The sequence below is a fragment of the Serratia sp. DD3 genome (genome assembly GCF_000496755.2).
The window spans coordinates 173009-183719 of record NZ_AYKS02000118.1 but is presented as its reverse complement, the minus strand read 5'-3'; the positions used below and the strand labels follow the sequence as shown (position 1 = coordinate 183719).

At 46.6% G+C, this 10711-nt stretch carries 9 protein-coding genes and 1 rRNA gene; 1 reads left to right on the top strand and 9 read right to left on the bottom strand.

Annotated features, from left to right (window positions below):
- Positions 1-290 (bottom strand): 16S ribosomal RNA (locus tag IO95_RS22215); the annotation flags it as partial.
- 499 nt (positions 291-789) lie between these two features.
- Between IO95_RS22215 and IO95_RS22210 the strand changes: the two genes are divergently transcribed.
- Positions 790-1479 (top strand): FadR/GntR family transcriptional regulator, encoded by a 690-nt coding sequence (locus IO95_RS22210; RefSeq protein ID WP_023489581.1) that lies wholly within the window; start codon positions 790-792, stop codon positions 1477-1479.
- 83 nt (positions 1480-1562) lie between these two features.
- On the opposite strand, the gene rbsR is transcribed toward IO95_RS22210, so the two are convergent.
- The 8 genes from rbsR to IO95_RS22170 form a co-directional block, all read right to left on the bottom strand.
- Positions 1563-2564, bottom strand: a complete 1002-nt coding sequence (gene rbsR, locus IO95_RS22205) for a ribose operon transcriptional repressor RbsR (protein ID WP_037384916.1) — start codon at positions 2562-2564, stop codon at positions 1563-1565.
- Between the two features lie 3 nt (positions 2565-2567).
- The gene (gene rbsK / locus IO95_RS22200) at positions 2568-3497 is read right to left on the bottom strand and encodes a ribokinase (protein WP_023489579.1); all 930 of its coding nucleotides are present in this window, start codon (positions 3495-3497) and stop codon (positions 2568-2570) included.
- A gap of 61 nt (positions 3498-3558) precedes the next feature.
- Entirely contained in the window at positions 3559-4446 is an 888-nt protein-coding gene (gene rbsB, locus IO95_RS22195; RefSeq protein ID WP_037384913.1) for a ribose ABC transporter substrate-binding protein RbsB, read from the bottom strand.
- A 25-nt stretch (positions 4447-4471) separates the two neighbouring features.
- Positions 4472-5440 carry a ribose ABC transporter permease gene (gene rbsC, locus IO95_RS22190; protein ID WP_023490701.1) on the bottom strand — a complete coding sequence of 323 codons (969 nt, stop codon included), beginning with the start codon at positions 5438-5440 and terminating at the stop codon, positions 4472-4474.
- Positions 5441-5446: 6 nt separating this feature from the next.
- Complete coding sequence (gene rbsA, locus IO95_RS22185; protein ID WP_023490700.1) at positions 5447-6952, bottom strand: ribose ABC transporter ATP-binding protein RbsA; 1506 nt, start codon at positions 6950-6952, stop codon at positions 5447-5449.
- Positions 6953-6959: 7 nt separating this feature from the next.
- Positions 6960-7379, bottom strand: a complete 420-nt coding sequence (gene rbsD, locus IO95_RS22180) for a D-ribose pyranase (protein WP_023490699.1) — start codon at positions 7377-7379, stop codon at positions 6960-6962.
- Between the two features lie 208 nt (positions 7380-7587).
- Positions 7588-9456 (bottom strand): low affinity potassium transporter Kup, encoded by a 1869-nt coding sequence (gene kup, locus IO95_RS22175; RefSeq protein ID WP_037384911.1) that lies wholly within the window; start codon positions 9454-9456, stop codon positions 7588-7590.
- A 189-nt stretch (positions 9457-9645) separates the two neighbouring features.
- On the bottom strand, positions 9646-10671 hold the full coding sequence (locus tag IO95_RS22170) for an ATP-binding protein (RefSeq protein WP_023492807.1): 1026 nt from the start codon (positions 10669-10671) through the stop codon (positions 9646-9648).
- Between the last annotated feature and the right edge of the window lie 40 nt (positions 10672-10711).

Below are 10711 nucleotides of genomic sequence, written 5' to 3'. Positions count from 1 at the left end.
GCTAGGGATCGTCGCCTAGGTGAGCCATTACCCCACCTACTAGCTAATCCCATCTGGGCACATCCGATGGTGTGAGGCCCGAAGGTCCCCCACTTTGGTCTTGCGACATTATGCGGTATTAGCTACCGTTTCCAGTAGTTATCCCCCTCCATCAGGCAGTTTCCCAGACATTACTCACCCGTCCGCCGCTCGTCACCCAGGGAGCAAGCTCCCCTGTGCTACCGCTCGACTTGCATGTGTTAAGCCTGCCGCCAGCGTTCAATCTGAGCCATGATCAAACTCTTCAATTAAAAGCTTGATTTGCTAAGTTAATAGCGATGCTCAAAGATTACTGCATGAATTTTACTTACATGAGTCACTCTTTAAGACTTGATATTTTTTTGTTGCCGAAGCAACTGGATATCGTCTTTGTGAGTGCCCACACAGATTGTCTGATAAATTGTTAAAGAGCATGGTTACCAAAACTTCCTGGTAACGCGGGAGGCAGATAATACGCTTTCCCGCTGAAGAGTCAACCTTTTTCTCTACAAGAGACGGTGTTTTCACCGGGTTGCTTCTTCCTGCCTGGGCGACTTGTCAGCCGTTGTTCCCGAGCAGTGGAGGCGCATTATAGGGAGTTCTCAGTTCACCGCAACCCCTAAATTCAAAAAACATTTCAACCGCGTCTTTTTTCGGCAAAGCGCGCTTTTATTCATCTTTTTATCTCTTTTTATTCGGAAAATAGCCATAAACCAGGCTCGCTCTGACGTAAACTGACGGATAACGATGCAGTCAAAGGAAATAGTTGTCATGCAATTTAATATTCAACAACAGGCCGCACAGCGTAATCTTTCCTATTTGCTTGCGGAAAAGCTTGGCCGAAAAATTCTGGCTGGTGAATATCAGGCTGGCTCTATTCTTCCTGGCGAGATGGAGTTGGGAGAAAAATTTGGAGTTAGTCGCACCGCAGTACGTGAAGCGGTAAAAATACTGGCAGCCAAAGGGATGCTGTTGCCACGTCCACGAATTGGTACTCGCGTCATGCCACAAAACCAATGGAATTTTCTCGATCAAGATTTATTGACCTGGTGGATGACAAAGGAGAACTTCGACCAGATTATGCAGCATTTTCTTATCCTGCGGGCTTCTCTGGAACCCCAAGCATGCTCACTGGCCGCAACTCAAGCGACACCACATCAGAAAACGCAATTAACTCTCTTGATGGCAGAAATGAAAGCACTGCACATTAATTTTGACCGTGACCACTGGATTGATATCGATACCCGCTACCATCAGCTTATATACCAAGCCAGCGATAATCCGTTTCTGATTTCATTTGCCAACCTTTTCAGCTCGGTTTATCGAAACTATTTTCAAGCTATTACCGACAATGAAGTCATCAAGCTACAACAACATCAAGCCATTGTTGATGCCATCATAGCGGGTGACAGTATCTCGGCATTGACTGCCTGTCAGATATTGTTACAAGACAACACTTAAATGAAGATGGGGATAACCCTAGATGGCGGCGATGTTGAACCTTGCAAGGGGTTGGCTGGTCACTTAGTTTGACATCTGTTGAGTTAACGCTGACCAACGGAAGCTCGTTGCATCAATTCAGGTGTCAGCACCAGAAGTTGAGCATCACGCTCAGGATCCTGCAATCGATTGATTAATGCGTCGATCGCCAGTTCTCCCAAGGAGTCTTTCGGTTGATGAATAGTGCTTAGTGGGGGAACCAGATACTGTGCAAGCTCAATATCGTCATATCCAATGACTGCCATATCCCTCGGTACCACAAGCCCCGCCTGATATAGTGCCTGATAAACCCCCACAGCAATGGCATCATTCCCTGCAAATACCGCATGTGGCGGATTATCCAGTGCCAAGAGTTGTTTCATGGCGTTGACTCCACCAGCAAACTCAAAATCGCAATGTACTTCATAGCCTAGCAAAATTTCGAGCCCAGCACGTTGCATGGCACGGCGATAACCTTCCAAACGATGGCCCGCGGTCATTTTATCCTGCGGCCCAGCAATACACGCTATTTGGCGGTAGCCCCTGGCAATCAGATGATCGGTTGCCATTTCGCCCCCCAATAACGAGTTATCCTTAATAATATCGTTGGCTCCATCGAATGGGGACCAATCCATCATCACGATAGGTAAAGAGGGGTAACGGCTAAACGCATCTTGTGAAGTTCGATGATTCTCAGTACACATAACCAACAAACCATCAACACGCTTTTGCAGCAGTGTTTCAATACTGTGGTTCATTCGCTCCAGGTCTTCTTCGGTATTACACAAGATCAAGCTATAACCACGTTCGTAACAGCTTCGTTCAACACCACGGACTACTTCGGCATAGAAAGGGTTATTACTGGATGTCACCAACATACCAATAGTATGCGTGGTGTTAAGTTTCAGGCTGCGGGCCAAAGCGGAGGGAGCATAATTAAGTTGTTCTATCGCCACCATGACTTTGGCGCGCACACTATCACTGACAAAGCGATTATTATTAATCACATGTGACACTGTCGAGGTTGAAACACCCGCCAAGCGGGCGACATCTTTCATGGTAGCCAAAATTTACCCCTGGTGCTGCAGGAAGGTGTCTATCTCTTCTCGCCATGGTACTGAGGGTTGAGCGCCTGGGCGAGTAACCGCTATCGCTGCTGCCGCATGGGCAAATCGCACCGCCTCACTGATTGCTTTGCCTTCAAGTAAAGCGGTAACCAATGCACCATTGAACGTATCACCAGCCGCTATGGTGTCCACTGCTTTAACCTTAAAACCGGGAACCAGTTTGCCACCATCACCCTGTTCACTTAACCACACACCTCGGCTACCAAGGGTAATAATCACACGGCTAATGCCTTTATCATGTAATACCTTGGCAGCTCGGGCGGCATCGTCATCATTATTGATGGCAATACCCGTGAGTCGCTGTGCTTCTGTTTCATTTGGGGTGATCATATCGACCATCGCCAGCAAATCATCAGGTAATTCACAGGCAGGCGCGGGGTTAAGAATAACCTGAGTCTGGTGCTGTTTTGCCAGTTTGGCTGCGGCTATCACCGTTTCAAGTGGTGACTCAAGCTGCATCAATAGCGCATCAGCATCAATCACTGTTTGTTGATAGCGACGGAGATAATCAGGGGTCACGGCAGCATTGGCTCCCGCATCAATCCCAATAACATTTTCACCGTCTTCATTGACAAAAATCAGGGCGACACCAGTGGTGTTACCAGGAATAGCTTCTATTGGTTGGGTATCAATGCGATCAGTAACCAGTTGTTGGCGAATACGTTCACCAATATCATCAGCGCCAACACAGGCAATAAAGGTAATATCAGCCCCACTACGCCCAGCAGCGACCGCCTGATTAGCTCCTTTGCCACCAAAAGCAACTTTATACTGCTTGCCTATCACCGTTTCGCCCGGCAAAGGAAATTGTTTTACATTGAGGATATGGTCGGCGTTGATACTGCCTAACACCACCAACTTGCCAGTTTGCATCGCATTGATTCCAGAAAATTACGCGCCATCGTGATAACCACATTGATGGCGCAGAGATGACTTATTTAGTGATCAGTTTCAAGTCAACCGGAATAGTGGCTGGAACCTTCTCGCCTTTCAGTACTTTGTTGGCAGTTTCAACACCCATAGCACCAATCTGCTCTGGACGTTGCGCCACGGTTGCAGCCATTTTACCGCCCTCTACCGCTTTCACCCCATCATCAGTACCATCAAAACCCACTACCACAACATCCGTTTTACCGGCAGTTTGCAATGCACGTAATGCACCCAGCGCCATCTCATCGTTTTGAGCAAATACAGCCTGCACATCTGGATGAGCTGTTAGCAGGTTTTGCATAACGTTCAGGCCTTTAGTGCGATCAAAGTCTGCAGGTTGGCTAGCCAGTAACTTAAATTTGTGTTGCTCCAGTGCTTGTTTGAAACCTTCGCCACGCTCACGTGCTGCAGAAGTCCCTGCGATACCTTCCAATTGGATAACTTTGGCATCAGCACCCACTTTCTTAGCAATAAAATCACCTGCCATTTTACCGCCAGCACGGTTATCAGAGGCGATATGACTAACAACATCACCTTTAGATGCCATACGGTCCAATGTAATAACCGGGATCTTGTTCATATTAGCCATCTTGATGGCATTACCTACCGCATCAGAATCTGTCGGGTTAATCAGTAATAGTTTTGGGCTCTGTACCACCAGATCTTGTACGTTTCCCAGTTCTTTAGCAGGGTTGTTCTGAGAATCCAACACCACCAGGTTGTAGCCCAGTTTGTCAGCTTCTTTTTGTGCACCCTCTTTCATGGCAACAAAGAAGGGGTTATTAAGGGTAGACACTACCAGAGCAATAGTATCTTTTGCCAAAGCATTAACACTCAAGGTTGCAGTCAACGCAAAAGCTGAAACTAAAGTTGCCAGTTTTTTCATTTTCATGGTCGATATTCCTGTAATGGAGAGGTTACTTGCTACTTTTGTCATCTACCAAAACCGCCAGCAAAATAACCACTGCCTTGACGATCATTTGGTAGTAAGAAGAAACACCCAACAAATTCAAACCATTGCTCAAGAAGCCAAGGATCAGCGCCCCGATCAGTGTACCAACGATCCGCCCTTTACCACCCGCCAGGCTGGTTCCCCCCAAAACGACCGCAGCAATGGCATCCAGTTCATAACCGGTACCTGCCGTGGGTTGTGCCGAGGATAAGCGTGCTACTTCTATCACTCCCGCCAGGGCAGCTAACAACCCGCACAGTGAGTAAACGATGATTTTCACTCTATCGATATTAATGCCGGAAAGACGAGTTGCGGCTTCATTGCCCCCCAAAGCATAGATATAACGGCCCAGGCGGGTATGGTGCAGCATATACCATGCAGCAATAAACACGATAGCCATGATCCAAATTGGCGTAGGCACCCCCAACGGGCGGCCAATACCAAACCAGCCAAAGGCATCAGCAACATCAGTAAAACCGGTGTTGATCGGGCTGCCATTGGTGTACACCATGGTGACACCACGGAGTAACAGCATCATCACCAAGGTTGCAATAAATGCCTGAACTTTACCTTTGGCTACAATAAACCCGGTACCGGCGCCTACAAGAGCACCTAATGCCAGCGCAGCAGCAACCGCAGCGACGGCATTGATTTCAAGCCCTACCATAGAGGCAGCTATCGCACCAGTCAGCGCCAGTAATGAGCCTACTGAGAGATCAATACCAGAAGTGAGGATCACCAACGTCATCCCGACCGCCATAATGGCGTTCACTGATGTCTGCTGTAGGATATTGAACAGGTTATTGACAGTGAAAAAATTCGGGCTCATTGAAGAAACCACGGCAATCAGCACCAGCAGCGCTATCAGTGATTTTTGCTCCAACAGCCACTCTTTACTAAACCAGCGCTTAGCCGCGACAGTCTGTGAACTCATATCTGATTACTCCTGCTTTACGCCGTATTGCTTGCCGACAGCGGCAGCCATCAGCACTTCCTGGGTAGCCTGTTCAATTGGGAACTCTCCGGTGAGATGACCTTCATGCATAACCAAAATGCGATCACTCATTCCCAGTACTTCAGGCATTTCCGAAGAGACCAGAATGATGCTCAACCCTTCCTGCTTAAACTGATTAATTAACTGATAAATCTCTTTCTTCGCCCCGACATCGACACCACGAGTAGGTTCATCAAGGATCAACACTTTTGGCCGAGTCATCAAACCGCGAGCTATCGCCACCTTTTGCTGATTTCCGCCGGAAAGTAACCCAATAGGCTGTTCCATTGAAGGGGTTTTTATATTGAACAAACGGATAAAATCACTCACGGCGACTTGTTCATCTGAATGCTTCAAGCTACCACCAGCACGGCTGAAATAACGCAGGGCAGTAAGCGACATATTTTCCTTTACTGACATCCCCAGTACCAGGCCATCACGCTTACGGTCTTCAGAAATATAGACGATGCCGTTTGCCAGACCATCTTGGGGAGAGTGGGTGATCACATCATGACCATCCAGATTCACTGTGCCACTTTTGCGTGGTGCAGCGCCATATAGGATTTTCATTAACTCGGTACGGCCAGCACCCATCAAGCCAGCAACACCCAAAATCTCACCGCTGTACAGAGTAAAGCTGACATCATTAACACCCGGGCCGGAAACATGGCTAACTTGCAGACGTTTTTCACCTCGAGGCAAGTTCAGGCGTGGATATTGCTCTTCCAATTTGCGCCCAACCATCATTTCAATCAGCGTATCTTCCTGCAATTGAACAACCGGCTGTTCAGCAATAAACTGCCCATCACGGAAAATGGTCACATCGTCGCAGATTTCAAAGATCTCTTTCAGTCGATGGGAAATATAAACAATGCCACACCCTTCGGCTTTCAGCTCATTGATCACATTGAACAGAGAGGCAGTTTCAGTGTCGGTCAGCGCATCGGTAGGTTCATCCATGATGATAACTTTAGATTCAAAGCTCAACACTTTGGCGATTTCCACCATTTGCTGATCACCAATCGACAATTCCCCGACCAGACGGTGGCTGCTATAACGCAGGTTGAGGCGTGCCAGCAGTTTGTCCGCTTCGGCATACATACGTTTCCAGTCAATGCGGCCAAACCGATTGACAAATTCACGCCCCAAAAAGATATTTTCAGCAATGGTTAGCTGTGGGATCAGGTTCAGTTCCTGATGAATGATGCCGATGCCCGCCTCCTGCGAATCCTTCGGCCCATTGAAGGTCACTTCTTTACCAAGATAGTACTGACTGCCAGCATCTTTGCTGTAAATACCAGTAAGCACTTTCATCATGGTTGACTTTCCGGCACCGTTTTCCCCCACCAACGCCATTACCCTACCTGGGTAAACGCTGAGGGCAGCGCCAGAAAGTGCTTTCACGCCGGGAAAGGCTTTATCAATCCCTTTAAGTTCCAGTAAAGGTTGCATAAATGCCTCAGAATGTTACGCCGGCGCAGAGGATCACATTCGCATAAGGCGAACATTCTCCACTGCGTATCACCGCCCGGCTATGTTCAGTTTGCACTTTAAAAGCACTATGGCTGATATAGCTTACACTGATGGTGTTTCCCTGGAGTTGGCCAATTTGTTTTAGTTGAGCCAGTAACATTTCATGGAGCGACGGATTATTTTTAACAATCTCTTCCGCCAGAATAGCGCTTTCTACCTGCATTTCCTGCGTGACCACGCCGACAACCTGTAAGAATGTCGGCACACCTTGAGTCAGAGCCAAGTCAATACGCTGCGTTGTCGCCGGAATCGGCAGTCCCGCATCGCAAATCGTGATCTGATCAGTATGTCCGAGGCGAGATACAACCGCAGAAACATCACAATTCAGTAGTACGCCTTTTTTCATTTTTTAGATTAACTCCAACAGCGAAACGTTTCGCTCACCATAGAGTTTAGAAAAATTTCTGAGAAAGACAACTCAATAATCGAAAAAATGTGATCGCCATCGAAACGTTTCGCTTACCTGGTTAATTTCATTCAAGCTACCGTTTACCTACCTCTGTAACTTGAATGATTCGATGAGAAAATTTGATTTAATTAATAAATTCAGATTGTTATATCTCCACTTGGGTACCCAGTTCTAGAACTCGATTAGGTGGGATCTCAAACTGATCGGCAGCCCTCAGCGCGTTACGGCTTAATGCAATAAACAATTTCCCCCTCAGTAGCAAATACCAGGGGCGTTTACTCAGTATCAGTGACTCATGGGACATAAAAAACGATGTTTCCATCATTCGGCAAGGTAACCCTTCCAATCCGCAACGGTGAAAAATATCCTCAACATTAGGTCTTTCACGCCAACCATAGCGAGCGACAACACGCCAGAAAGTCGGCGATAACTGTTCAATTGTCACCCGTTGGACATTAGGCACATAGGGGGCATCTTCGGTACGCAAGGTAAGCAGGACAACACGTTCATGTAATACTTTGTTGTGCTTTAAGTTATGTAGTAACGCAAATGGAATGACATTAATCGCACGCGACATAAACACCGCCGTTCCAGGAACGCGAACCGGGGGAGATTTCTCCAATGAAGCTATCATTGCTTCAAGAGAGTTACCGTGTTCGTGCATCTGACGCAACAAGCGAAAACGTTCACTTTTCCAAGTTGTCATGATAATGAACATCATCAATGCCATCACCAGTGGCAGCCAACCGCCGGAAAAGAGTTTCATCGCATTGGCTAAGAACATAGGAACATCAATAATCAGCAATATCAGTAAAATACTCAGTACAAAATAGCGGTTCCAATGCCAATTTTTAATCGCAACGCAAGTAATAAGAATACTGGTCAACACCATGGTGCCAGTAACAGCGATACCGTAAGCCGCTGCCAGATTACTGGAGTGTTCAAAACCGACAATCACCAAGATGACAGCAAGATAGAGTGTCCAGTTAATCACCGGGATATAAATCTGGCCAGACTCCATCTCCGAGGTATGAATAATACGCATCGGCGACAAATACCCCAGACGCACCGCCTGACGAGTCAATGAAAACACGCCGGAAATGACTGCCTGAGAAGCGATAACAGTAGCCAATGTGGCAAGAATCAGCAAAGGAATCAGCGCCCAGTCAGGAGCAAGCAAGAAGAACGGGTTTTTGATGGCCTCGGGTGATTTCAGCAACAACGCCCCTTGACCGAAATAATTGAGTACCAATGAAGGTAACACCACCGCAAACCAAGCCAAACGGATTGGAAATTTACCAAAGTGGCCCATATCGGCATACAAGGCTTCCACTCCGGTAATTGCAAGAACCACCGCTCCCATGGCAAAAAAGGAGACTGTCTTATATTCAACAAAGAAGTTGAATGCCCACTTAGGGTTGAGGGCCTGCAACACTTCAGGATTAGCAATAATACTGCGCACACCGAGTAACGCCAACGCGATGAACCACAGCAACATTACTGGCGCAAAAAGTTTGCCGACGCTGCCGGTACCATGCTTTTGGATAGCAAATAATAGAGTCAAAACCAGAATGGACAAAGGAACGATATAGGGTTCGAGTGAAGGTGCGGCGATTCCCAACCCTTCAATTGCCGACATAACCGATATCGCCGGGGTAATTACCACCTCGCCATAAAAGAAGCTGCCACCAACCAAACCCAGAATAACCAATAATGACGTGGTACGTGCCGATGTATTGCGCCCGGCCAACGACATCAAGGTCAGAATACCCCCTTCACCCGCATTATCTGCACGCATAACGTAAGTGAGGTACTTCAAAGAAACGATAACAATCAACATCCAAAAAATAAGAGATAAAAACCCGAATACCACATCAGGACGGACCTCAAAACCATAGTGCCCAGAAAAACACTCTCTTAAGGTATAGAGCGGGCTGGTCCCTATATCACCATAAACCACCCCAATTGCTGCCAGAGTGACTGCCGATAACGGCTGCTTGTGTTCAGTATTCATAATTTTTTTTGCTAGCTCAACCAACTATCCCTACCAAAAAATACCCCAGTTGTTTCACGTTACGTAAAAATCCGCAAACACTAGGGACACACTGTATGCATCATTTAACCTGCATACCTATGCTTATCACTGATGATAAAAATAAACAAAATATGAATAACCCTGTGGGCTCCTACCTTGATGGAGCAGTTACCACTTTGAAGGTAAATACTGGATATAATACAAAGGCATCACCATGTTGGTTTGCTCTAATGGTGAAGAACCTTGCGTACCAGTTAATTTAAATGTTTTTCTTGGTGCGCACTTTTCTATATAGGAGGCCAGCGATTTAGCGCGTGTCCTTTTGCCGCTTTTTACTTCTATTGGGACAATATTGCCCTCATTATTTGAGATAATGAATTCGATTTCTGCGCGAGCATCATTCCACGAATAGCTAGGGTCAACGCCAATGGCAGCAAGCTCTTGTTGTACAAAATTTTCAGCTATATAACCTTTGTACTCATAGTGTTGCTGTTTAATTTCTTTATAACTGCTGCCCAACATATGGTTAAGCAAGCCCACATCAAACAGAAATAATTTAACCTTATTTTCTTTTTTGTAGGCAGCAAGTGGGGCTTTGGGCGTACCTTCAATGGGGTAGTTAGCCAGCGCCAAACGGCAGCATCTTAACCAATGGATAGCGGTTTCAAAATCGCTATAGCGATATTTACGGTTATGGACGTTTTTAAACTTAAAGCGTTTAACCGATTCATCTAAAACCAGGGAAAGCTGCGCGGGTATGCTATTGAACACTGACTCAATCAATGTTGCATCAACCTTACCGGCGTATTTAGCAAAATCACGTTGGTAGCCTGCGACTAAATCAGCATGAATTTTAGCGACCTTTGCAACGCGCTCTAAAATGCCCAACTCTTTGAATTGGTACCAAGCGACAACCGCTTCCGGCATGCCACCAGTAAAAAAGTAATCCGTCAGCTTATCCATCAATTTGCTATGCGCTGCGGGAGTACTAGCTTGCGTATCGAATGCCTTGATCAACGCCGATTCTTTTGAGGCATAAATAAATTCTTGGAAGGTAAGTGGGCGTAAATTGTATTGCTCGACCTTGCCAACAGGAAAGGCGTTAAGCGGTTTGCTAAAGTGGATAACGTATATCAGGAAGCCACTGTGCGATAGCGAACTGAATGAATACGAACCATTATCATCCGTTCTCATTACAAAATAGACAGGGTTGACATCCTCTCCGCCCTAAAGG